Below are 21,802 nucleotides of genomic sequence, written 5' to 3'. Positions count from 1 at the left end.
GATCCATCGGAGAATAGGACTCAGGCCGTGCAAAGCTGCTCCAGCACCTTGAGACGCCGCTTCGATTCGGCCACGTACGGGTTATCCCGGTCCCACGCATAGCCGGCCAGGATCGAGGAAATCATCTGGCGGATCTCCGGCGTGCTGTCCGGATAGAAGATCACCTTCTGGAAGGTGCCGTCATACCAGCCCTCCACATAGGTGCGGAAGCAGTCCACGCCGCCCTTCAGCGGCCTGGCAAAGTCCGCGTCCCAGTCGACCTGCTCGCCCGCAAGCTGGCGCGCCACGCATGCCGCCGCCAGGCTGGTCGACTTGAATGCGATGGTCACGCCCGACGAGAACACCGGGTCGAGGAACTCGCCGGCATTGCCCAGCAGCGCATATCCCTTGCCCCACAGCGAACTGACATTGGCCGAGTAGCCGACGATCTGCCGGGCCGGCGTGTCCCAGTTGGCATTGCCCAGCAGCCCGGCCAGCCCCGGCTCCTCGAACACCAGCGTCTTGAGCCTGGCCATTTCGTCGCCGGGATAGCGGTCGAGGAACGACTTCTCCGCCACCACGCCCTGCGAGCAACGGCCATTCGAGAACGGGATCGTCCAGTACCAGACGTCGGTGTGCTCGGGATGCACGCTGATCAGGATCTTGTTGCGGTCGAACGCGCCCACCGGCACGCGATCCTCCACATGCGTGAAGATCGCGGCCCGCACCGGGAAGTTCGACGGCGATTCGAGCTGCAGCAGGCGCGGCAGGATGCGGCCGAAGCCGGACGCATCGAGCAGGAAGCGCGGCTCGACCAGGTAGGATTCGCCATCCGGGGCGCGAACGGTCACCAGCGGCTGGGCGCCATTCACGTCGACGGCTTCCACCACATGCCGGAAGCGGACCTCGGCACCCTGCTTCTCGGCCTCGCGGATCAGCACGTTGTCGAAATCCGCGCGCTGCACCTGGTAGGTGGTGCCCCAGCCGGGCGAGAACTTGTCGCGGAAGTCGAACGCCGTATGGCGGCCCGCGTGCGAGAAGGCCGCGCCGTTCTTGTGCTGGAAGCCGGCCTCGACCACGGCCTGCAGCATCCCGGCCTCCTCGATATACGCCATGCTCTGCGGCAGCAGGCTCTCGCCGATCGAAAAGCGCGGAAACTGCTCCTTCTCGATCACCAGCACGCCAATGCCCCGCTTGCGCAGCAGCCCCGCCGCCACCGACCCCGCAGGACCGGCGCCGACGATCAGCACATCAACCTGTTCCTTCTTCATGAGGATCAACCCTGTTCAATGTTGTGATGGGGTGGACTGGCCGCCGGGCGAAACCACGGCGACAAGAACCATACGGCACCCACGCCGGTCAGCATGGTCATGCCAAACGCATGCAACGCCGGCGTCGACGACAGCGCAAGCAGGCCGAACGCAAGCAGCGTGCTGGCCGCGCCAAGGACGATGGCCGTCCACGACACGCCATCGCCCGGATGCTCCAGCAGAAAGATGCCGTAGTCGACACCCACGCCAAGCAGCAGTGCCAGTGCGAGCACCGAGAACAACTGCAACGGCACGTGCAGCCAGCCGAGCGCGGCCACGCTGATGGCCGCCGCCAGCAGCGTGGGCAACAGTGCGCGCCATCCGGCACGCCCGTAGCGCCACGCCAGCAACAGCGCAACCCCCGCCGCACCGGCCAGCAGCAGCCAGCTCATCAGCACGCGGTAGTGGCGCAGCAGGCCCGACAGATCCGCGATGCGATCCACCCATTCGGCGCCCCGCACTTCACCAACCGCCCGCGCGATGCCCGGCATCACCGCCGGCTTGTCCAGCCCGCGCAGCAGCATCACGCTGGCGTAGCCATTGCCTTCGCGTCCCAGCCAGAGGTGGCGCAGCGTGCCGGACACCGGATGCGCGAGCCATGCATCAAGGGTCAGCACGGCATCGCCACCCTTCGCGCCGGGCGCGGCGATGGTACCGCCGAGCGCCCTCGCCACGCCTTGGCGTACCGCAATTTCCTGCCGATCAGCGAGCGCCGCATCGGCGCGCTGGCGGGCAGCGGACGGTACCCAGTCGGACACCGAAAGGAATCCCGCCAGATCGCCGCGCGCGATCGCATCGCCGAGCCTTGCCTTGACCGCTTCCTCGCGCGCCAGCACCTCGTCGGGCGTGGCGCCACGCACGAGCACGAACTGCGCCGGGCTGGGCGTGCCGAGCAATCGGCCGGCGGTGCGCTGCGCCTCCACCAGCGCAGGCGGCGAACTCTGCAGTTGGCGCACATCGTCGACCACACGTACCTGCAAGACGCCCGGCACGATGAACAATGCCAGCACGGCCAGCGCCATCCACGTGCGTCGATCGTTGCGAACGCTGGGCCAGCGGCCCAGGCTGCCGGCCAGCCACGTGGACAGCCGGGTCTGGCGCAACGTGCCGCGATCGAGCAGCGGGAACCAGAACGCCACGGTCAGGAAGGCGCAGACAAGCCCGACGGCCGAGAACAGCGCCATCTGGCGCAAGCCAGGGAAAGGCGCGACGCCCAGCGCCATGTACGCCACGACACTCGTGAGCAGCGCAAGCGCGAGGCCCGGCAACAGGAACCGCATCACGGCGGGCGGCGTCGCGCGCGGCATCGACTGCCGCGTGACGAAGTAGTGGATGCCGAAATCCTCGGCCACACCGACCAGACTGGCGCCGAACACCAGCGTGACGAGGTGTACCCGGTCGAAGACGATGGCGGTGGCAGAAATCGCCGCGGCCGTGCCGATCACCAACGACAGCCCGACCAGCAAGATCGGCCGCAGCGACCGGAACGCCAGCCACACCAGCAGCAGCACGGCGGCCAGCGAGCCCCAGCCGATCACGTTCATCTCCCAGTTGGCTTGCGCGGCGGCGGCCTCCGCATGCAGCGGGATGCCGGCGGCAATCACCCGCACGCCATCGTCGCCCTGCCGCGCCGCGTGCTCGGCCGCGACCAGCAGATCGCTGTAGTCCGTGCTGCCACTGACGGAGAAAGCCGGCTTGGTAATGCGATACGACAGTAGCGCCCACTCCTTGCCATCGCCCGACAGCGACGCCAATCCATCACGCTCGTGCACACGGGTGACGGCCGCGCGCGACAGCCACCAGTCCTGCCAGAGCCCCAGCGGGTCTGCCGCCCAGTCGGTCAGGCGCGGCCCCGTCGACAACTGGTACAGCCTGGTGAGGGCCTGCTGGGCGAGCGTATCGGCATCGGCCGTGGCAAGCTGCGCGCGCTGCGCATCGGTCAGCAACCGATCGCGCCACGGCCGGTAGAACGCCAGCGCGGCATCGAAATCGAATGCCGCGATCTTGTCGACGGGCTTGAGCAGGGACGCCTGCCGCGCCGTGGCCGCGCTGAACCGCTCGGCGGCGGCGCGCGTGCGCGACCAGTCGTCGCTGCCCACGAGCACGATCACTTCCTGCTCCACGCCTTCGGCCAGCCGACGCAGCACGCGGTCCGCCGTCGCCGTGCGCTCGCTCGTCGGCAGCAGCGCCAACACGTCGGTATCCAGCCGCGATGCCCGCCAGAACGCCACCTGGTGTGCCACCAGCGCCAGCACGAACAGCAGCCAGCCAACGGCGAGCCATCGCTCGATCCGGGTCAGCCCGCCGCGCATCGCCACGCCCGCCGTCTCACTCAAAACGCTGCTCCTCGGCGGGCGTCAGACTGGCGGCCGAGACGGGACCGATCATCTTCACGACGGTGCTGTCGCCGCCCGCCTCTTCCAGCCGGACATCGCGCACGAACCTGTCGCCCGCGAGCTCGATGCGGGTGAACACGCGGCGCATGCCGGCGTCGGTCGGCGTCAGCGTCAATGTCCAGCCCGCCTTGCCGACGAGCTTGCCCGTGACGTCAAAGCGCGTCTGCAGGCTACGCAGATCGCCACGCAGCACGGCGATCATCGATTCGCCAACCACGCGCATCGCCGGCTGCGAATCGGCCTGCATCTGCTGCTGCACCTTGCCGTCCGCCCCCCCGCATCACCAGCCGGTCGGGCGTGACCAGCAGGCTCGACGCAAACGGCTCGCGCGTTGCCCACACCACACCGCGGCTCTTGGCCAGCACGAAATCGCCACGCGAGACCAATGGGTGGCTGAAACCCGGCAGCTTGCGGGTCTGCTCGAACTGGCCGCGGATCACCGGCGCATCGGCCAGCCGCGCGGCGACATCGCCAAGCAGATCGGCGGCATGGGCTGGCAAGCCCAGCAACATCGCCGCGCCAAGCAGCACGCCACGCAGCAACTGGCGGCGGTTCATGGCGTGATCCCCAGCTTTTCCAGCAGCACCGGCGGGCAGACGTACAGCATCTCCTGCGTCTCGATGTCCACGGCCACCTGGATCGAGTAGCCCTTCGTCAGGCGCTGGCCGGATGCGGCATCACGGATCTCGTAGTCGATCTTGAGCCGGTTCTCCCATTCGACGATCGACGCGTGCACGACCACCGCTTGCCCGTAGACCAGCGGCCGCACGTACTTGACCCGCAGGTCGACCACCGGCCACGCATAGCCCGAATCGCGCATCTGCGGGTAGTCGTAGTCGATGGTCTGCAGCAGCGCGCAACGCGCCAGCTCGAAATAGCGGATGTAGTTGCCGTGCCAGACCACGTTCATCGGATCGAGATCGTGGAAAGCCGGGGTCAGCGTAATGGCGTGGTGGATGACTTTTGACATGGGAATCGGTGAGCGCAGGCCGCTCAAGCCTCCTGCGCGCCCTGGCGGCCGACGGTCACGGGATCGTCGGCCCAGAATTCGTAGAAATTGAACCAGTCGTAGGGCGACTGCACGACCAGTGCCTCCAGCCACGCGGCGTAGGCGGTGGCCAGCGCCACGAGCGCCTGCTCGCGGCGCGCCCGGGGCAGGTTCACCTCGTGTGCGATCTCGGTGAAGCGCAGCAGATGGCCCTCGCGCTGACGCACGCAGCCCATCGCATAGAGCGGGCAGCGCATCAGCGCGGCAAGCACATAGGGGCCGACGGGAAAGCGCGCCGGGTCGCCCATGAACGGCACCCGTACCGCGCGGCCACCGTGGGCCGGCGCGCGGTCGCCAGCAATGGCCACGAACTCGCCGGCCTGCACCTTGGCGGTCAATTCCAGCGCCGTGGCGGGCGAGATATCGTCCACCTGGTAAAGCTGCACGCCGGACCTGGGATCGATCCGCGACAGGATGCGGTTGAAACGCTCGGCATGATGCGTGTGGACCAGCACGGTCAGCCGCATGCCGTTGCGCTGGTTGGCCAGCACCCGGCACAGCTCCAGGCAGCCCATGTGCGCGGTCATGATGATGCCGCCCTGCCCGCGCGCGATCTGTTCGAGCAGCACCTCGTTGCCTTCGCGCCTGACGCTGCCGAATCGATACTGGCCGCCGATGGCCAGCAGCTTGTCCAGCAGCGTATCGGCAAAAGAGAACAGGTGGCGCAGCGTATGCCGCCACGTGGGCCGGCCACCGATGGTGCCGGCGGTGCGCTCCACGCGCGTCAGGAAGTCGAGCGACGAGCGGCGGGCGAGCGGGTGTGTCAGCCAGTAGTAGCTGACCACCGGATAGACGACCAGGCGGAACAGCGTGCGGCCGAAGATCCGGTTCAGGAAATACAGGCACCAGACGCCCCAGACGCATGTGACCTCACCGATCGTGCTCCAGTGGCGCGAGCGTGCCGCGGCGGCAGTGCTTGCCGGATTCGAGTGCGCCGCGCTCATGCCGCCACCTTGCGCCAGAGCAGGCGCGGCAGACGCCAGACCATGCCGAAGAACAGCCGCGTATGCATGCGCGAGATCAGCACGTTGTCCCGCAACGCCTGGAAATGCGACACGCCGTCGGCGGGATACGTGACGCGCGTGGGCACATTGACGATCCGCACGCCGCGCCACACCAGATGCACGAGCACCTCGGTATCGAACTCCATGCGGCGGCCCAGCCGTACCTCGCGCATCAGCCGCGTAACCGCGGCCAGCGGGTAGACGCGCAGGCCGCACATCGAATCGCGGATCTCGAAGGACAGGGTGTTGATCCACACCCAGACATGCGTCAGGTAGCGCGCGTACAACCGGTGCTTCGGCACCGACGCGTCGTAGACGGGATGCCCGCAGATCATCGCCTGGGGATCGGCTTCGGCCAGCGCGAGGAACTGTGGAATGCACGTGGCGTCATGCTGTCCATCGGCATCGATCTGCAGCGCGTGGGTGTAGCCGAGTTCCGCGGCCGCCTCGAAGCCCGCCATGATCGCGCCGCCCTTGCCCTGGTTCTGCGGCAGGCGCACCAGGCGGATGCGGGCGGGATGGGCGTCGGCAATCTCGCGCAGCACGCGCTCGCAGGCCGGGCCGCTGCCGTCATCGACCAGCAGGCACGGAATCGGATGCCGCAGGATGGCGTCGACCATCGCGCCGATCGCGCCTTCGTGGTCGTAGACGGGCACCAGCACCACGGGCCGGAAGCTGGCATCGGAGCAGGACCGCTGCGTGGGGCTCATGGCGCTTCGGGATGGAACATGATCCGGCCGCTGGCGTGCGGCCCGGCGTCGGAAGTCAGCCGGAACCCCAGCGCGCGCACGTCGGCCTGCCACATCAGCGCTAGCTGCACGGTACTGTTGGGGCGGATGACGGCCTGGAACTTGAGCACGTCGAGCCGCGCGAAGCGTCGACGCGGCGGCACGTCGAGCTTCTGCGGCGCAAGCGCCATGACCCAGTCTACCTGTGCAACGCCGGGCACGATCGGCGCCCCGGGAAAGTGTCCGTCGAACACGGCAAGGTCTTCGGCCACGTACAGCTCGGCGGTCGCCGATGTTGCGTCGTGGTCGAGCCAGCGCACCTCTGGCATCGTGCGGCGGAACACTTCGCGCAGCATCGCTTCAGTGGTCTTGCCTTGCGCGTTGCAAGGCAGCGCGGGCAGGAACGCCCAGCGGCGCGGCAGGGCCACCGGGTCGATGGCGCCAGCCAGATGCTTGCGCAGGACGGCGCTCACCGCACCCCGGCCGTCCGCTTCGAGCTGCGCGTGAGCGGCTTCGTCCAGCACGACGGCGGCGGCCACACGCATGCCGACATCGAGTTCGACCATGACCACCCGCGCTTCGCGCACGCCCGGCGCGGCGGCCAGCGACTGCTCGATCTGGGTCAGCGAGATGCGCTTCTCCTCGATCTTGACGATGCGGTCGGCCCGGCCTGCCAGCACGAAGCTGTCGTCACCGGCAGGCAGCGCGCGGTCCGCGCAGACATGCCAGCCGTCATCGGGCAGGTGCGGCGAGCGGACCGCCAGGTAGCCGTCCTGGAGCCGCCACGCAATGCCGGGCAGCGCGCTCCAGCGATCGGCGTGCACGGTGCGCTGGCGCCATGCGATGCCGCCCGTTTCCGAACTGCCGAACACTTCGATGGGCGAGTGGCCGATATGGCGCAGCACATCGGCGGCGGCTTCGGGCGGCAGCGGTCCGCCCGAAGAAAACACCGCGCGGACCGACCTGCGTACCGCGGCCCAGTCCAGCGCGGCCGGCATGCGCTTCAAATGGGCGGGGCTGCTGACGAACACGGCGGGAGCGGCATCGGCCTGGCATGCCGCAACCAGTTCTTCGTGGAACGCAAACCGGGCTGCACGCATGGGACGCCCCGCCGCCAGCGGCCACAGCACCGTGAACAGCAGGCCATAGATGTGCTGGTGCGAAACGGTGCAGAGTACGCGCGTATCCGGGGTGCAGTGCTGCCCGAACGCCTGTTGCAGCGTGTGGACTTCCGCGTCCAGCTGCGCGAGCCGCTTGTGGATCGCGCCCGGCACGCCGGTGGAACCGGACGTGAACAGCGTGACCCAGGTGTCGTGGGTGGCGAGCATCGGCCAATCGACGTCGGGGTCGAGGTCCGCGTCCGTGGCGGCGACAGGCACGCGGGCATCGGGCAATTCACCGGCCCAGCCGTCGCTCTCCGAGCGCAGCGCCGCGAGCGTTTCGGGCCGCGTATCGCCCGGCAGCACCACGTGCTTGCCGGCATACCAGGCGCCGAACAGCGCGGCGGCAAACTCGGCCACATCCTCGATATGGATCGCCCAGCGCGCGCCGGGCGCATCGGCCAGCATGCGGCGCCACGCTGCGGCACGCGCCACGAAGCGTTGGGCGCCGACACCGCTGGCGGCATCGCCTGCCACGCATCGCGCAACCGGCGCAGCGGCCAGCGCCGCCATGACCCCACCCAGGCCGGTCCACGCCGGCTTTCCCTCAACCATGACGTTTCTCCGCGCCGCGCGCCTTGACGCGCTGGCGCACGAGCCATTCGCCGGCGAACATCGCGCCGATCAGGCCATAAGCAATGGCGCCGTTGTAGAGCGCCCAGACTCGGTCATTGGCGGCAAAGGCCGTGATGGTCGCAATCGTGCCGTTACAGACGAAAAATACGCACCATGCCTGCGTGACGCGGCGCGTGTAGGCCACCCCGCTCGGCGGCAGGTCCGGCTCCCGCATCCGCGCCAGGCGCTCGACCAGCGTGGGCGGATAGCGCAGCGTCCAGCCGAATACCCCCAGCATCGCCACGTTGACCAGCACCGGGTACAGCTTCAGCGGCAGCGCGTGGCCGGACGCCATGACGACCACCGCAAGGGCGGCCGCCAGCAGCGCCATCACGCGCCAGCCGGCCTGGCGACTCGTCCCCGCGCGCAGCAGCGCGAGCGCGACCAGCGCCAGCGCCATCACGCGCGGCGAGAAATGCTGCAGCCCAAGGTAGATCACCAGCGGATAGGACAGCGTGAGCAGTCCCAGCCCCCACTTGCGCCAGGCCATGCTCGGCGTCAGGCCGTTGCCGGGGAGTCGATCAGCAGCGCCAGCGCCTGCACCACGTCCTGCACGGTGCGCACGGACTTGAACTGCTCGGGCTTGAGCGGCTTGTTCAGCATTGGCTTGAGCTTCACCAGCAGGTCCACCGCGTCGATGCTGTCGATGTCGAGGTCGTCGTACAGACGCGCCTCCGGCGTGATGCGGGCCGGCTCGATCTCGAAGGTTTCCTCAAGAACCGCGGCCACGCGCGCGAAGATTTCGTCATGGGTCATGTCGGACTCCGTGTCTGGGCAGGATTACTGTGTCGATGGATCAGGCCGGCGCCTGCCCGCGCTGTTCGGCCACGAAGGCAGCCAGCGCGGACACGCTGGCAAAGCGGGCGCGAACCGCTTCCTTGTCGCCATTCATGGTGATGCCATAGCGCTTCTGCAGCGCCAGGCCAAGCTCCAGCGCGTCGATGGAATCGAGGCCGAGACCTTCGATGAACAGCGGCGCCGCCGGGTCGATATCATCCGCGGTCACGTCCTCGAGGGACAGCGACGAGATGATAAGTTCCTTGATTTCTTGCTCAAGCGCCTTCACGGCGGATCTCCCTGGAGAAAAATTCGGATAGCGATTGCGTCAGGTGACGCACAGCCAGCGCGTCGTCCAGCCCCGTCGGCACCCATTCGGATACCGCCACGTCGGGATGGACGTCGATGACGAACCGCGGCCGGCGCACCGGCACGTGGTACCACTTCTCGCCCTTGGTCAGCGTGGGCGGATGGCAGCGGATGACCACCGGCGTCAGCGCGAACCCGCCGCGCACGGCCACGTTCGCCGCCCCGCGCAGCAGTTGCAGCGCCTGCCCGGGACGCGTGCGCGTGCCTTCGGGAAAGATGATGAGGTTGTTGCCCGCGCGCAGCGAGGCGATGCAGTCGTCGACCATGGCCGCGCCGGCATCGTTGCGGACCCAGCCGGTGGCAAGCACCGGACCGCGCGTGAACGGGTTGCGCACGAGTGCGGACTTGACCACGCAATCCGGACGCGGCGTGAGCGACATCAGGAACACCACGTCGATCAGCGACGGATGGTTGGCAACGATCAGCAGGCCCTGCCGGCGCAAGCGCTCGGCATGGCGCACTTCATGGCGGATGACGCCCACCGTGTGCATCAGCCAGACAAACAGACGGAAGGCGTGATGGATCAGGCCGCGGCAGGCACGCTGGCGTGTCTGCGTGGACCACGGCAGGATCGCCAGCACCGGAAACACCAGCACCCGCAGCAGCAGGCCGCCCACGCCGAAGCTGGAAAAGCAGAAGCCGGTGGCGCAGACCCGCCACATGCGGTCCAGGCGTTCAACCATGACGTTGCCACCTCCAGATCGCGCGCTCGCCACGATGCTGCAGTGCCGGTTCGCCTGCCAGCATGAACCGCAGCACATCGAGCCCATGGGGAAGCGCGTGGCGGACGGGATGGCTGTCGCCAGCGCTGCGCGGCTGCACGATGTCGAGCGTGAAAACAGGTTTGCCGGCCTGGGGACGGCCGATGCGCCAGGCCCAGCCATACAGGCAGCCCGGCTCGTCGGCGAATTCGGCATAGGCCTCGGGCAGCGGCGCGTCGTAGCAGACCAGCAGGACCTCGTCGGCGCCGTCGGCCAGCAGGGCGCAGGCCTCGACGACCGCGGTTTCCACCGTATCGCGCCCTGCGGCGACGGCCTGCAGGTTCGAGGCGTCGCCCCGGTCGATCGTGAACATGGCGCCGATCGCGTTGTGGACCGACAGCCCGAACGCGGTGGGCGACAACGGCTCGCCGGCAGCCAGCTCGCTGAGCATCTCGAACGCGCGCTGGGTATCGCCATGGCGCGATGCGAAGACAGCGGGACGGTGGGGCGCAACGTCGCCCTCGCCGGGCTCGGCCACCACGTCGTAAGTGGGATGCAGGGCTGCCTTGCCAATTGCATTGACGCGCCGGCGCAACATCGGGGCCATGGCCTGGAGCGCCGGCAGGGCCGCGCCATCGGGCAGCCAGGGCGCCAACGCCCAGGCCTGCCAGGCTTCAGGCGTATGCAATGCCGGCGCTATCGCCGCCCATGCGCGAATTCCAAATTCCATTGCCATGCCAATCGCGTGGGTGAATGTGAACCCGGGCTCGCCTCAGGCGTTGGCCACGGCGAACGAGAATGGCGCGCGCAAGGCGCCCATGTCCGCGCGACCCCGGGGACAGTTCCGCATTTTTCCCTGAAATTAGTGTCAAAGACCGATCAGATCGGCGACGTTGTATGTCTTTTGTAGCGCGCGGGCGTTCGTCGCCCTGGCCCGGCGCCGGCAGCGTCCGGACATGCCGGCGTGCGCCGCAACGGCTTTCATGGTGTCGGTTCCGGCAACCTCGCCTGCACCCCTCCGACAGGGGGCAAGGCGGGCATCACGAACTTCTACCCCGCGTTTTTGTCAGGGCCGAATTCTCGCATAAAGGGTGCGCGCGAGGCTATGGCGCAACCGTAACGTTCCTGCGCAAATGTAACGGGGCGGAAGCAGCCCTCACAGACTGCTCCCGCCCCGTTCCCACGATCGGAAATCTACGGTATATCAGCGCTTGCCTGGCAGGATCTTTCCCTCCACCTGGCCAAAACCCACCCGATACCCCTCCCCCTGGCACCAGCCCGTCATGACGACGGAATCGCCGTCCTCCAGGAAGCCGCGCGTGGTGCCATCTGCCAGCGTGACCGGCTCGGCGCCGTTGCGGGTGGTTTCCAGCAGGCTGCCGAACGAATCGGGCGTGGTGCCGCTGATCGTGCCGGAGCCCATCAGGTCGCCCACGCGGACGTTGCAGCCGGACACGGTGTGGTGAGCCAGTTGCTGGGCCATCGTCCAGTACATCGCCTTGAAGTTGGTGCGGCAGACCGTGGTGGCGGCCGGGGCGCCAGCGGGTTGCAGCGCCACTTCCAGGGCGATGTCGTAGGCGTTGCGCGCGGGCTGGCGCAGGTAGTCGAGCGGCTCGGGCGATTGCTCGGGGTTGTCGCTGCGGAACGGTTCGAGCGCTTCCATCGTCACGATCCATGGCGAGATCGACGTCCCGAAGCCCTTGCTGTTGAACGGGCCCAGCGGCACGTATTCCCATTGCTGGATGTCGCGGGCGCTCCAGTCGTTCAGGATGACCATGCCGAACATGTGCGACGAGGCGTCGGCCGTGCTGACCGGCTCGCCCAGCGTCGACGGCTTGCCGACGATGAACGCCATTTCCAGCTCGTAGTCGAGCTTGCGGCACGGGCTGAACACGGGGCGCGGCTGGTCCGGCAGCTTGATCTGACCATTCGGGCGGCGCAACGGCGTGCCGCTGACCACCACCGAACTGGCCCGGCCGTTGTAGCCGATGGGGATTTCCAGCCAGTTCGGCAGCAGCGCGTTGGCCGGGTCGCGGAACATACGGCCGACGTTGGTGGCGTGCTCGCGCGACGAATAGAAGTCGGTGTAGCCGGGGATGTCCACCGGCAGGTGCATGGTGGCCGATGCCATCGGCACCAGCGCTTTGTCGCGCAGCGCCGCGTTGCCGGCCAGCGTCTGGTCGTCGCTGGACAGCAGGGCGGTCAGCCGCGCGCGCGTTTCCGACCACACGGGCTTGCCCAGCGCGATGAAGCGGTTCAGGCTGGCTCCGGCAAACGTGCCGCGGGCGGCAGCTGGCAGCAGGCCGGCGTCGTCGAGCACAGACAGGTCGAGCACCTGGTCGCCGATGGCCACACCGGCGCGCGGCGTGCCGCCGGCGGCGGAAAAGATACCGTAGGGCAGGTTCTGGAGCGGGAAATCGGTCTTGCCGTCGTTGGCCGAGGCAACCCAGCTGGTCTTGGGGGCGGTCATTGTTGTGGCACTCCGGAAATCAGCGCACGTTCGGATTGAAATGCTTCTTCAGGCCCTGCCAGCACGTGTAGTAGTCGTGCTGCAGCAGCGCCGATTCGGCGGCGTAGCGGGTGGGCCGGATCACGCCCGGCGTCTCGAACATGAACGCCATGGTGTCGTGGATGTGGTGCGGCGTGCCCGTATCGGCCGCGCTGGCCCGCTCGAACGTCTCGGCATCGGGGCCGTGGCCACTCATGCAGTTGCGCAGGCTGGCGCCGCCCGGGGCAAAGCCGTCTGCCTTGGCGTCGTAGACGCCGGCAATCAGGCCCATGAACTCGCTGGCGATATTGCGATGGAACCAGGGCGGGCGGAACGTATCCTGCGCGGCCAGCCAGCGCGGGCCGAAGATCACGAAGTCGATGGTGTCGACGCCCGGCGTGTCCGACGGCGCCTGCAGCACCAGGAAGATCGACGGGTCCGGATGGTCGAAGCTGATCGAACCGATCGTGTTGAAGTGCCGCAGGTCGTACTTGTACGGCGCGTAGTTGCCGTGCCACGCCACCACGTCCAGCGGCGAATGGGCGATCTCGGCCCGCCACAGGTTGCCCTGGAAGCGGGCGATCAGCTCGAAGCTGCCTTCGCGGTCCTCGTAGCTGGCCACGGGCGTCAGGAAGTCGCGCGGGTTGGCCAGGCCGTTCGAGCCGATCACGCCAAGGTCGGGCAGCTTGAACAGCGCGCCGTAGTTCTCGCAGATATAGCCGCGCGCCTGGCCGTCGAGCAGTTCCACGCGGAAACGCACGCCGCGCGGAATCACGACGATCTCCTGCGGCTCCACGGCCAGCCGGCCCATCTCGGTGGCGATCAGCAGGCGGCCCTGCTGCGGCACGATCAGCATCTCGCCGTCGGCGTTGTAGAAGAACCGGTCCTGCATGGACTGGTTGGCCAGGTACAGGTGGATGCCGCAGCCGGTCTGCGCCTCCGGGCCGCCATTGCCGGCCATCGTGACGATGCCGTCGACGAAGTCGGTGGGCGCGGCCGGCATCGGCGGCGGATTCCAGCGCATCTGGTTGGGCGACGGCGGCACGTCGTCAAAACGGCTCAGCCAGCGGCCGTTGTCGATGCGCTCGAACGGCTTGTGCATGGCCGCCGGGCGCATCCGGTACAGCCATGACCGCCGGTTGTGGGCGCGCGGCGCGGTAAACGCCGTGCCGGAAATCTGCTCGGCATACAGGCCGTACGGCGCCCGCTGCGGGGAATTGCGGCCCACCGGCAGCGCGCCGGGCAACGCTTCCGTGGCGAACTCGTTGGCAAAGCCGGACATGTACTGGGCCACCTGCGTCTCGGCCGCGTGCAATTGTGTCTGCGTCATGAAGTCTTCCTCTCACACCTCCGCCGGCCGGCAGGCCAGCGTGCGGCTCATTGGCATGGCGTGGTCGCCACGTCCGTGAATTACGAATAGTAAAACTGATTCACCAAATCGTAATCACGTTGCCGCGCGATGTCAAACCACAATTACGATAGGCGAGCGGGGACGGGCCAGCCGGTGTAGCGGGCGGACAGGAAGGTGGAAACGGGAAAAAAGCGGAAAGCAGCGGCGCGGGCGACGCTGGGACAACGCCCGCGCGGGGCGCCGGACAGGCAGGACACGGCACAGGCCGGACGGCCTGGCTTGGATGGAAATGCACGACAGGGCAGATCGATCGACCTGCCCTGTCACGAATTCCTCGGGTCAGACGGGCTTGTGGCCCTCTCCCGGCGTGGATCCGGAACCGAATCCACCTGACGTGGGGCTCGATGCAGCCGGCGCTGCAGCCTGGGCGGGCTGGCCTGCCATCGACGCCGCCGTCACGCCGCCGTTGCGGCTGGCAATGAATGCGTTGACGTCGGCGGCAAGGTGTTGCGGCGCCAGCACGACTTCCAGCCCCAGCGCCTCGCAGGCCGCCAGGAAAGTGGACATGCGCGGGTCGGCCTGGCCCGATTCGGCACGAAGATATGCCTCGCGGGAAATCCCGGCCTTACGGGCGACGTCCTCCTGCTTGAGCTTGCGCGCTCGACGCAACGCCCGCAGTTGCCGGAACGGTTCGCTAGCGCCTCTTGGCACGGCTGTACTGTTCATGTCGGTCTCCAGTCACCAGTGAAAAAAAAGTGCGCGGACGTGCATTCGAGTATAGAGCACGTTAAGCGTTCCGTAAGGTCTGTTGTGGAACACTTTTACAGATTTCTTATGATGGCTTGATCCTGACGCCCGGACCCTCGTCCAAAAGACGGATACCGCACATCATCCTCCTCCCGCCCCCACATAACGAGAATGCACGCTTTGCGTTGACGCCACATCAGTATCGTCCATGTGTGGCACAAGGCAAGTTGACAAACCGACCGGTCGTGCTATTCTCCAGCGCATGCAAAAGGGACAGCTCACGCGCACCGCGATCATCGAACAGGCCTTGCAGGCGGCGTCGCAGGTCGGCTTCGAGCAGTTGTCGCTGGCCTCGCTGGCCGCCGACACCAACATGTCGAAGAGCGGCCTGTATGCCCACTTCAAGTCGAAAGAGGCGCTGCAGGAAGCCGTGCTGGGCCGCGCGATGGAACGGTTCTCGGAAATTGTCGTGCAGCCGGCCATGCGCGTGGACCGCGGCGCCGGGCGGCTGGAGACCCTGTTCGACGGATATCTGACGTGGATTGCCGGCGCCGTGAGCGAAGGCGGTTGCGTGTTCATGGCGCTGTCCCAGGAGTACCGTAACCGGCCTGGCGTGATACGCGACAAGCTGGTGCAGGCGTTCAAGGACTGGCACAGCACCATCGTGCGCGTCGTGAGCGACGCCATCGACGAAGGCGATCTGCGCGCCGACACCGACGCGCGTCAGTTTGCGTTCGAGATGGTCGGCGTGGGCATGTCGTACCACCAGGCTTCGCGGCTGATGGCGCGCAGCGACGCCGAAACGATGGCCCGTCGCGCGTTCGCGCGGCTGGTCAATGACTTCAGAGAGAATCGCGCCGAGGCGTCCGCCCGGCCATATTGAATCCAGTTCCCACGGCAAGGTTGCCGGGTTTTCTTGCCTGGAAAATAGCACGACCGGTCGGTCGTAAAGCATAAAAAAATTCACCCAAAAGGGTCTTGCCGCCGCTCAGGTGGGCAACGTTTCAGCCGGAGGTATTCGTCGTGCCGCAAGTGCTGTCATCCACATCCCGCCCCGCCCCGTCCTCGCCGCGTGGCACCCCCCCGAATCGTCGTGGCCTCGGCCAAACGCTGGAGGCCGCCGTCGCGGCCTGGCAACGGCTGCGCTGGCAGGCCGGCAGCCTGTTCTTTCCGACGGCGACCGCGCACGCGCTGGAACGCCTCTGGTTTAGCCCGCCGCAAGGGCGCATCAGCCCCGAAGGTCGCCGCCTGCTCGATTCTGCGCGCACCGAATGGGCCCTCGTGACCGGCCAGGGCGGCAGCCGCCGCGTGCGCGTGTATCGCTGGGGCAGCAAGGGCCCGGTGGTGCTGCTGGCGCATGGCTGGGGCGGCAACGCCGGGCAATGGCACGCGATGGCGACCGGGCTGCTGGCGGCCGGGATGCGCGTCGTAGCCTTCGACGCGCTGTCGCACGGCGCGTCCGATGCCGGCGCGCGTGGCCAGCAGCAGTCGTCGGTGCTGGAGATGGCGCGCTCGCTGCTGGCGGTGGCGTGGCATGTCGGGCCGGTCCACGCGGTGGTCGCCCACTCGCTGGGCGGCGCGGCGGCGGCGCAGGCCATCCGCGAGGGATTGCCGACCCGCGGCGTGGCGATGATCGGCTCGCCCGCCGACATGTACGACGCCTGCTCCACGCTCGCCTGGCGTCTCGGCGCCGCGCCGCGCGTGCTCGACCGCATGCGCGCGCTGAGCGAACAGTGGCTGGGCGCACCGTGGTCGACCTTCAACGTGCCCGACATCGGCCGTACGCGGCCCGTGCCGCCCGTGCTGGTCATCCACGACCGCGACGACAAGGAAGTGCGCTGGGAAGACGGCGCGGCCATTGCAGGCGCGTGGCCCGACGCGCGGCTCATTACGACCGAGGGCCTGGGCCATCGTCGCATCCTGCGCGATGCGGAAGTCGTGTCGCATGTCGCCCATTTCATCTGCGGACTGGCCGCCGCTCCGGCCGTGCCGCCCATCCGCACGGCGCCGGCCCGCCAGACGTCCGCGCCGCACTGAAGCCGCCACCTGGCCACCCCCTACCCTGCTCGCCCCGCCCTGCTTCCGGCCATGGCCGGAAGCGCTCGTTGATGATTGGGACGCTTGGCGGTTAATTGCTAAACAGCTACCAACAACCTTCCACGCCATAAAAAAAGCCCGCTTTCGCGGGCTTTCTCGTCAGGGATGGTCCAGCAATCAGACGATCACGTCAGATCTTCAGGTACCGCGCGATACCCCATCGGCGTCGAGGCGTCCTGGACGTACTTCTTTGCGTGGGCTTCCCGCATCGGCTTGAGGACGAAGATCGCCATCAGTGCCGAGATGGCAGCCATGCCCGACGCCAGCATGAACACCGCGTACCAGTCGCCCGTGGCGGCCGTGATGACGCTTGAGAACGGTACCAGCAGCGCTGCCGTGCCCTTGGCCGTGTACAGCATGCCGGCGTTGGTGGCGGCAAACTTGGGACCGAACGTGTCGCCGCAGGTGGCCGGGAACAGGCTGTAGATCTCGCCCCAGGCGAAGAACACGATGCCGGTCAGCACCACGAACGCCACGGGGTTGTGGCCGTAGCGGGCCAGCAGCAGGATGCCCACCGCTTCCACCGCAAACGCCAGGAACATCGTGTTTTCACGGCCGATGTTGTCGGATACCCATCCAAAGAACGGCCGGGTCAGCCCGTTCAGCACGCGGTCGATGGTCAGCGCGAAGGTCAGGGCCGGCAACGTCAGGCCCATGATCGACACTGGCGAGTCATGCAGGCCGAAATCCTTGGCGATGGGGCCGAGCTGGGCCGTCGCCATCAGGCCGCCGGCTGCCATCATCACGAACATCGCGTACATGACCCAGAAGATCGGCGACGACAGCACCTGGCGCGGCGACGCGTTGTAGGTGGCGGCGGCCTTCAGCGTCGATTTCACTTCGCCGAGGATCTTGGTCGACGGCGGCAGCAGCAGCACCCCCAGCAGCATCACGATCAGGCCCTGGCCAAGGCCGAACGACAGGAACGTCGATTCGTAGCCGCTGGTCTTGATCATGTTGGCGATAGGCACCACGGTGGCCGCGGAACCGGCGCCAAACCCGGCGGCGGTCAGCCCGGCCGCCAGCCCGCGACGGTTGGGAAACCACTTCAGCGCATTGCCGACGCAGGTGCCATAGACCGCCCCGGCACCCACCCCGCCGATGGCGGCGGCCACGTACAGCATCGGCAACGTGGAGGCCACCGAGTTCAACGCCCAGGCCACTGCGCAGAGCAGCCCCCCGCCCACCACCACCGGGCGCGGGCCGTACTTGTCGACGAGGTAGCCTTCGATCGGCACGAGCCAGGTCTCGGTCACCACGAAAATGGTGAACGCCACCTGGATGGCCGTGCGGCCCCAGTGGTATTTCTCGTCGATCGGGTTGACGAACAGTGTCCAGCCGTATTGCATGTTGGCGATCATCGCCATGCAGATCACGCCAAATACGAGCTGCATCCACGGCGATGCATACCACGACGCTTGCGCGCGTGCGCTTTGCTGACTTTCCATGGTGTCTCCTTCTAGGTGGGTGGTCCCACCGTTGTGGAATGGGCATCTGCATTGGATGCCATGGTGTCTACTGCCTGGTGTTTCTTGGGTAGGTCTTGTTGTGGTGAGTCTTCTTATGCTGAGTCTGTTGTGCTGTCTTGTTATGCGGCCGGCTGAACCGTCCTAGTGCTATACAGTATGTGATATATCAACCAAGTCAAGCCGATTCGGCGCGATACCTGACTGCTCAAGAAGACAATCGAAAGTGCGCAGTGGCGAGATGGTCCGCACTGGTGCAGCGGTCGCATGAAAACTGCATCGCCAGGCCGGGCACTTCCCTTTCGGATCAACCACTTGGAAATGGATCGGGCATCAATGAAAAATGCTGCGGCGCATGTCACGGATAACCCGTGCTAGGGAAAGTCCGGAGTCCCGGAAACGCTGAAATCTCGCCATGGCGACGCGAAAGCGCGGGCCGTGCGGCGAGGCGCGAGGCAGACAAATCGTCAAGGAATGGGGAGGTTTGCCGGACTGCGTCGGGACCTGAGGTCCGCGGGCGCAGGGGCATGGAGAACTGCAGAGAAGACGGCCGCTGAGGACTGCTTGAACTCAACTACTGCGGGGGTTGCCGGCCGCTACAACACCCAGACTGCAACTACCTAAGACTGCTGACTGACTGAATGGCGATCAGGCGTGCAGGAAGCGCGGCTGGAGCACCATGTCCGAAGCCGAGCTGCCGATGCCGGTCGATTCTTCCGACGAGCCCAGTCCAGCGAAACGGCCGTGTTCCTGGGCGGTGGTCAGCAGACCCATCGGCAGGACGGTGGCGAGCACGTAAGTGACGGTGACACCCAGCGAAAGGACACCGAGGGCGAGGATGGTAAGCAGCGTGGCGTTCATGAAAACTCCTAAGTCGTAAGGATCAAGGTGGATTCATTATATGCTGCACTGCGAGGTCTGTAAATATTTGGTATGTGGTATATCAGTAGAGAGTTTGCTCCAAAAACAACAACGCACCCCGTGGGGTGCGTTGTGCATCTCAAAAGAAGATGTCGAAGGGGGCGCTACGGGCAGATCAGCATCGGAAAATGCCTATAGCGACACAAATCACGCTATCGCACCGCACCAGATGAATCCCGTTCATCGCCCTACCCTACTTTCTTCAGCAAACTCTGGTCGTACTCCTGGGCGCGCAGGTTGTCCCACACGGCCGCGGCATTAGGCTTCAGCGACCGGGCCTTGCGCCGGACCAGCATGACGTTCGACGTCACCTGTGGCCGCAGCGGGCGCAACACCGCGGCTGGCGCCATGCCGCTGGCCTGCGCGCGAGACGGCACGACGCCGATGCCGAGCCCCATCGCCACCATGCCGAAGATGGCCGCGAAATGCCCGAGCAATTGCAGCGAGCCGGGCCGCACGTGGTACGTGGACAGCGCGCGCTCCACGGCCGGCTGCACGCCCGAGTTCTGATCGAGGGCCAGCACCGACGCGTCGGCCAGTTCGCCCCACCCCAGCGATTCGCGTGCTGCCAGCGGATGGTCCGCCGGCAGGACCGCTTGCAGCGGATCGGTGCACAGCGGCTCGCAATACAGGTCGTCACACGCGGCGGGGTTGCTGGCGATGCCGAAATCGACCTCGCCGCTGCGCACGCTCTGCAGCACCGAGTCATGCGCCTTGTCGCGCAGCGTGATGCCGATGCCCGGCCACGCCTTGCGGCACCCGGCCAGCCACATCGGCACCGACATCGACGACAGCACCGGATCGGTAGCGATCTGCACCGTGCCCTGCGATGGCTTGCAGGTGCCGTGGCTGTCCCGCAGCGTCTGCTCGACCTCCTCGATCAGATGGCAGATGCGTTGCGACAGCATCTCGCCGGCGTCGGTCAGCTCCACCTGCCGCGTGGTGCGATCGAACAGCCGCTGGTCGATTTCTTCTTCCAGCTCGCGCACGCTGCGGCTGATGGCCGACTGCGTGAGGCCAAGCTCGGCCGCCGCGCGCGTAAAGCTCTTCTGGCGCGCCACCGCGGCGAACGCCTTCAACTGAGGAAGCGAAACATTCATGGTGCCGCTCCTTCCTGTGCGGGGACTGCTGGGGTTGGGAGCGCCGGCTATTCGCCTTTGCCCGTGGATAGACCGGCCAGGTAGCCGTTGTCGCCGACCGTCCTGGCCGCCGCGTGGCCGGTGATGAAGCGCCGGCGCATCGGTTGCAGCACGAACTTTGCCGATAGCCCCGCGGCCACGGTCATGACGGCCGCCACCGCGAACACCAGGTTCCAGCCCCCGGTATGCGACAGCACCGATGCCAGCGGCACCAACAGCGCGGCCGTGCCCTTGGCCGTGTACAGCGTGCCGGCGTTGGCGGCGGCAAACTTGCTGCCGAACGTATCGGCACACAGCGCCGGGAAGATCGAGAAGATCTCGCCCCAGAACAAGAACGTCAGCGCCGCAAACAGCATGAACCAGTACGGGTTGTGTCCCAGCTCCAGCAGGCCGATCAGCGACAGCCCCTCGCCGATGAAGATCACGAACATCGTGTTCTCGCGCCCGATGCGGTCCGAGACCAGCCCGCACAGCGGCCGCGTCAGCCCGTTGCAAAGGTTGTCGATCGACAGCGTCATCGTCAGCAGCGGCAGCGTCATGCCCAGCATGGTCACCGGCATCGTGGCGAAGCCGAAGTCCTTGGCAATCGGGCCCAGCTGCGCCGTGGCCATGATGCCGCCGGCCGCCACCGCCACGAACGAGGCGTAGATCACCCAGAACACCGGCGTGCGCACCATCTGGCCCGGCGTGAACTCCACCGGGTTGGTCAGGATGGCCTTGTTGGCCTTCACGCCCTTCGGCGGCTGCGGCTTCACCAGCAGCAGCGCCATCGCAAAGATCAGCACGCCCTGCAGGATGCCGAACGTGAAGAACGCATGCTCGTAGCCCGACTTCTGGATCATGTTGGCGATCGGGATCACGGTCAGGGCCGAGCCGGCGCCAAAGCCGGCCGCGGTCAGGCCGGCGGCCAGGCCCCGCTTGTCCGGGAACCACTTCAGCGCGTTGCCCACGCAGGTGCCATAGACCCCGCCCGCGCCAATCCCGGCGATCACGGCGGCCGTGTAGAGCATCGGCAGCGACGTGGCATAGGAATTCATGACCCACGCCAGCCCGGCGCAGATCGCCCCGCCGGCCACCACGGGACGCGGGCCGAACTTGTCGACGAGCCAGCCTTCCAGCGGCACGAGCCAGGTTTCGGTGACGATGAAAATGGAAAAGGCGACCTGGATCGCAGAGTCGCCCCAATGGTGCTTGGCGTTCATGGGCGTCACGAACAGCGTCCAGCCATACTGGAGGTTCGCCACGAGGCCCATGCAAAGTACGCCGATGAATAGCTGGAACCAGCGGTTGCGGAGCAGACCGCCGTTGGTGTCGCCCATGGCGGGGCCTGTCGCATCGAAGTGCGCCATGTCGTTGTCTCCTTGCATTAGTGTCTTTCGCGCTCTGCGGCGCGCGTTGTGGGCTGGCCTGGGGGGACGCCCGACTTTCACTACTGAATGAGCGCCTGACATTGCGGCACTGAATTCGTGGATTGATGCTACTTCAAACTTAGATCAGCACAGCATA

The 21,802-nt window shown here is 66.9% G+C and carries 22 protein-coding genes; 2 read left to right on the top strand and 20 right to left on the bottom strand.

Annotated features, from left to right (window positions below; all coding sequences use genetic code 11):
• Positions 1-20: 20 nt before the first annotated feature.
• From EPAKOI_RS18875 to EPAKOI_RS18800, 16 genes are all read right to left on the bottom strand, one after another.
• Entirely contained in the window at positions 21-1,250 is a 1,230-nt protein-coding gene (locus EPAKOI_RS18875; protein ID WP_423194281.1) for an NAD(P)/FAD-dependent oxidoreductase, read from the bottom strand.
• A gap of 5 nt (positions 1,251-1,255) precedes the next feature.
• Positions 1,256-3,625: an MMPL family transporter gene (locus EPAKOI_RS18870; RefSeq protein ID WP_423194280.1), complete on the bottom strand. Its 2,370-nt coding sequence runs from the start codon at positions 3,623-3,625 to the stop codon at positions 1,256-1,258.
• Positions 3,618-3,908, bottom strand: a complete 291-nt coding sequence (locus EPAKOI_RS18865; RefSeq protein ID WP_423194538.1) for a hypothetical protein — start codon at positions 3,906-3,908, stop codon at positions 3,618-3,620. The genes EPAKOI_RS18870 and EPAKOI_RS18865 overlap by 8 nt, the downstream gene beginning before the upstream one ends.
• Complete coding sequence (locus EPAKOI_RS18860; protein WP_423194279.1) at positions 3,856-4,242, bottom strand: LolA family protein; 387 nt, start codon at positions 4,240-4,242, stop codon at positions 3,856-3,858. Before EPAKOI_RS18860 ends, EPAKOI_RS18865 begins: the two co-directional genes overlap by 53 nt.
• A complete protein-coding gene (locus tag EPAKOI_RS18855) occupies positions 4,239-4,655 on the bottom strand; it encodes an acyl-CoA thioesterase (RefSeq protein ID WP_423194278.1) in 417 nt (138 codons plus the stop codon). The genes EPAKOI_RS18860 and EPAKOI_RS18855 overlap by 4 nt, the downstream gene beginning before the upstream one ends.
• Positions 4,656-4,678: 23 nt before the next feature.
• A complete protein-coding gene (locus EPAKOI_RS18850) occupies positions 4,679-5,677 on the bottom strand; it encodes an acyltransferase (RefSeq protein ID WP_124685238.1) in 999 nt (332 codons plus the stop codon).
• A complete protein-coding gene (locus EPAKOI_RS18845; RefSeq protein ID WP_423194277.1) occupies positions 5,674-6,447 on the bottom strand; it encodes a glycosyltransferase family 2 protein in 774 nt (257 codons plus the stop codon). Before EPAKOI_RS18845 ends, EPAKOI_RS18850 begins: the two co-directional genes overlap by 4 nt.
• Positions 6,444-8,180 carry an AMP-binding protein gene (locus EPAKOI_RS18840; RefSeq protein WP_423194276.1) on the bottom strand — a complete coding sequence of 579 codons (1,737 nt, stop codon included), beginning with the start codon at positions 8,178-8,180 and terminating at the stop codon, positions 6,444-6,446. Before EPAKOI_RS18840 ends, EPAKOI_RS18845 begins: the two co-directional genes overlap by 4 nt.
• Positions 8,173-8,730: a hypothetical protein gene (locus EPAKOI_RS18835; RefSeq protein WP_423194275.1), complete on the bottom strand. Its 558-nt coding sequence runs from the start codon at positions 8,728-8,730 to the stop codon at positions 8,173-8,175. Before EPAKOI_RS18835 ends, EPAKOI_RS18840 begins: the two co-directional genes overlap by 8 nt.
• Before the next feature lie 8 nt (positions 8,731-8,738).
• Positions 8,739-8,996, bottom strand: a complete 258-nt coding sequence (locus EPAKOI_RS18830; RefSeq protein WP_124685241.1) for an acyl carrier protein — start codon at positions 8,994-8,996, stop codon at positions 8,739-8,741.
• 40 nt (positions 8,997-9,036) lie between these two features.
• A complete protein-coding gene (locus EPAKOI_RS18825) occupies positions 9,037-9,306 on the bottom strand; it encodes a phosphopantetheine-binding protein (protein WP_313836885.1) in 270 nt (89 codons plus the stop codon).
• On the bottom strand, positions 9,293-10,069 hold the full coding sequence (locus EPAKOI_RS18820) for a lysophospholipid acyltransferase family protein (RefSeq protein WP_313836887.1): 777 nt from the start codon (positions 10,067-10,069) through the stop codon (positions 9,293-9,295). Before EPAKOI_RS18820 ends, EPAKOI_RS18825 begins: the two co-directional genes overlap by 14 nt.
• Positions 10,062-10,823 carry a beta-ketoacyl synthase chain length factor gene (locus EPAKOI_RS18815; protein ID WP_423194274.1) on the bottom strand — a complete coding sequence of 254 codons (762 nt, stop codon included), beginning with the start codon at positions 10,821-10,823 and terminating at the stop codon, positions 10,062-10,064. Before EPAKOI_RS18815 ends, EPAKOI_RS18820 begins: the two co-directional genes overlap by 8 nt.
• A gap of 468 nt (positions 10,824-11,291) precedes the next feature.
• Positions 11,292-12,557 carry a fumarylacetoacetase gene (gene fahA / locus EPAKOI_RS18810; protein WP_423194273.1) on the bottom strand — a complete coding sequence of 422 codons (1,266 nt, stop codon included), beginning with the start codon at positions 12,555-12,557 and terminating at the stop codon, positions 11,292-11,294.
• A 19-nt stretch (positions 12,558-12,576) separates the two neighbouring features.
• Entirely contained in the window at positions 12,577-13,905 is a 1,329-nt protein-coding gene (gene hmgA / locus EPAKOI_RS18805) for a homogentisate 1,2-dioxygenase (RefSeq protein WP_423194272.1), read from the bottom strand.
• A 360-nt stretch (positions 13,906-14,265) separates the two neighbouring features.
• On the bottom strand, positions 14,266-14,652 hold the full coding sequence (locus tag EPAKOI_RS18800; protein WP_124685247.1) for a helix-turn-helix domain-containing protein: 387 nt from the start codon (positions 14,650-14,652) through the stop codon (positions 14,266-14,268).
• Between the two features lie 283 nt (positions 14,653-14,935).
• Between EPAKOI_RS18800 and EPAKOI_RS18795 the strand changes: the two genes are divergently transcribed.
• The gene (locus EPAKOI_RS18795; RefSeq protein WP_124685248.1) at positions 14,936-15,556 is read left to right on the top strand and encodes a TetR/AcrR family transcriptional regulator; all 621 of its coding nucleotides are present in this window, start codon (positions 14,936-14,938) and stop codon (positions 15,554-15,556) included.
• A 140-nt stretch (positions 15,557-15,696) separates the two neighbouring features.
• Positions 15,697-16,710: an alpha/beta fold hydrolase gene (locus EPAKOI_RS18790; protein WP_423194271.1), complete on the top strand. Its 1,014-nt coding sequence runs from the start codon at positions 15,697-15,699 to the stop codon at positions 16,708-16,710.
• A 185-nt stretch (positions 16,711-16,895) separates the two neighbouring features.
• Here EPAKOI_RS18790 and oxlT (EPAKOI_RS18785) read toward each other — a convergent pair whose 3' ends face one another.
• From oxlT (EPAKOI_RS18785) to oxlT (EPAKOI_RS18770), 4 genes are all read right to left on the bottom strand, one after another.
• Positions 16,896-18,218, bottom strand: a complete 1,323-nt coding sequence (gene oxlT / locus EPAKOI_RS18785) for an oxalate/formate MFS antiporter (protein ID WP_124685250.1) — start codon at positions 18,216-18,218, stop codon at positions 16,896-16,898.
• Positions 18,219-18,884: 666 nt separating this feature from the next.
• Entirely contained in the window at positions 18,885-19,097 is a 213-nt protein-coding gene (locus EPAKOI_RS18780) for a hypothetical protein (protein ID WP_124685251.1), read from the bottom strand.
• A 248-nt stretch (positions 19,098-19,345) separates the two neighbouring features.
• The gene (locus tag EPAKOI_RS18775) at positions 19,346-20,257 is read right to left on the bottom strand and encodes a LysR family transcriptional regulator (RefSeq protein ID WP_423194270.1); all 912 of its coding nucleotides are present in this window, start codon (positions 20,255-20,257) and stop codon (positions 19,346-19,348) included.
• Positions 20,258-20,304: 47 nt separating this feature from the next.
• Entirely contained in the window at positions 20,305-21,645 is a 1,341-nt protein-coding gene (gene oxlT, locus EPAKOI_RS18770; RefSeq protein WP_124685253.1) for an oxalate/formate MFS antiporter, read from the bottom strand.
• Positions 21,646-21,802: the final 157 nt, after the last annotated feature.

The sequence above is a fragment of the Cupriavidus sp. H18C2 genome, from assembly GCF_049393795.1.
GTDB lineage: Bacteria > Pseudomonadota > Gammaproteobacteria > Burkholderiales > Burkholderiaceae > Cupriavidus > Cupriavidus pauculus_C.
This window is presented reverse-complemented; position numbering and strand designations above follow the sequence as displayed.

Coding starts and splice junctions, on each gene's coding strand:
- EPAKOI_RS18780 (WP_124685251.1), bottom strand. CDS start 19,097: ATGAACGCCACGCTGCTTACCATCCTCGCCCTCGGTGTCCTTTCGCTG.
- EPAKOI_RS18835 (WP_423194275.1), bottom strand. CDS start 8,730: ATGGCCTGGCGCAAGTGGGGGCTGGGACTGCTCACGCTGTCCTATCCG.
- EPAKOI_RS18830 (WP_124685241.1), bottom strand. CDS start 8,996: ATGACCCATGACGAAATCTTCGCGCGCGTGGCCGCGGTTCTTGAGGAA.
- EPAKOI_RS18860 (WP_423194279.1), bottom strand. CDS start 4,242: ATGAACCGCCGCCAGTTGCTGCGTGGCGTGCTGCTTGGCGCGGCGATG.
- oxlT (WP_124685250.1), bottom strand. CDS start 18,218: ATGGAAAGTCAGCAAAGCGCACGCGCGCAAGCGTCGTGGTATGCATCG.
- oxlT (WP_124685253.1), bottom strand. CDS start 21,645: ATGGCGCACTTCGATGCGACAGGCCCCGCCATGGGCGACACCAACGGC.
- EPAKOI_RS18775 (WP_423194270.1), bottom strand. CDS start 20,257: ATGAATGTTTCGCTTCCTCAGTTGAAGGCGTTCGCCGCGGTGGCGCGC.
- EPAKOI_RS18840 (WP_423194276.1), bottom strand. CDS start 8,180: ATGGTTGAGGGAAAGCCGGCGTGGACCGGCCTGGGTGGGGTCATGGCG.
- EPAKOI_RS18850 (WP_124685238.1), bottom strand. CDS start 5,677: ATGAGCGCGGCGCACTCGAATCCGGCAAGCACTGCCGCCGCGGCACGC.
- EPAKOI_RS18865 (WP_423194538.1), bottom strand. CDS start 3,908: ATGCGCGTGGTTGGCGAATCGATGATCGCCGTGCTGCGTGGCGATCTG.
- EPAKOI_RS18820 (WP_313836887.1), bottom strand. CDS start 10,069: ATGGTTGAACGCCTGGACCGCATGTGGCGGGTCTGCGCCACCGGCTTC.
- hmgA (WP_423194272.1), bottom strand. CDS start 13,905: ATGACGCAGACACAATTGCACGCGGCCGAGACGCAGGTGGCCCAGTAC.
- EPAKOI_RS18845 (WP_423194277.1), bottom strand. CDS start 6,447: ATGAGCCCCACGCAGCGGTCCTGCTCCGATGCCAGCTTCCGGCCCGTG.
- EPAKOI_RS18875 (WP_423194281.1), bottom strand. CDS start 1,250: ATGAAGAAGGAACAGGTTGATGTGCTGATCGTCGGCGCCGGTCCTGCG.
- fahA (WP_423194273.1), bottom strand. CDS start 12,557: ATGACCGCCCCCAAGACCAGCTGGGTTGCCTCGGCCAACGACGGCAAG.
- EPAKOI_RS18815 (WP_423194274.1), bottom strand. CDS start 10,823: ATGGCAATGGAATTTGGAATTCGCGCATGGGCGGCGATAGCGCCGGCA.
- EPAKOI_RS18795 (WP_124685248.1), top strand. CDS start 14,936: ATGCAAAAGGGACAGCTCACGCGCACCGCGATCATCGAACAGGCCTTG.
- EPAKOI_RS18800 (WP_124685247.1), bottom strand. CDS start 14,652: ATGAACAGTACAGCCGTGCCAAGAGGCGCTAGCGAACCGTTCCGGCAA.
- EPAKOI_RS18855 (WP_423194278.1), bottom strand. CDS start 4,655: ATGTCAAAAGTCATCCACCACGCCATTACGCTGACCCCGGCTTTCCAC.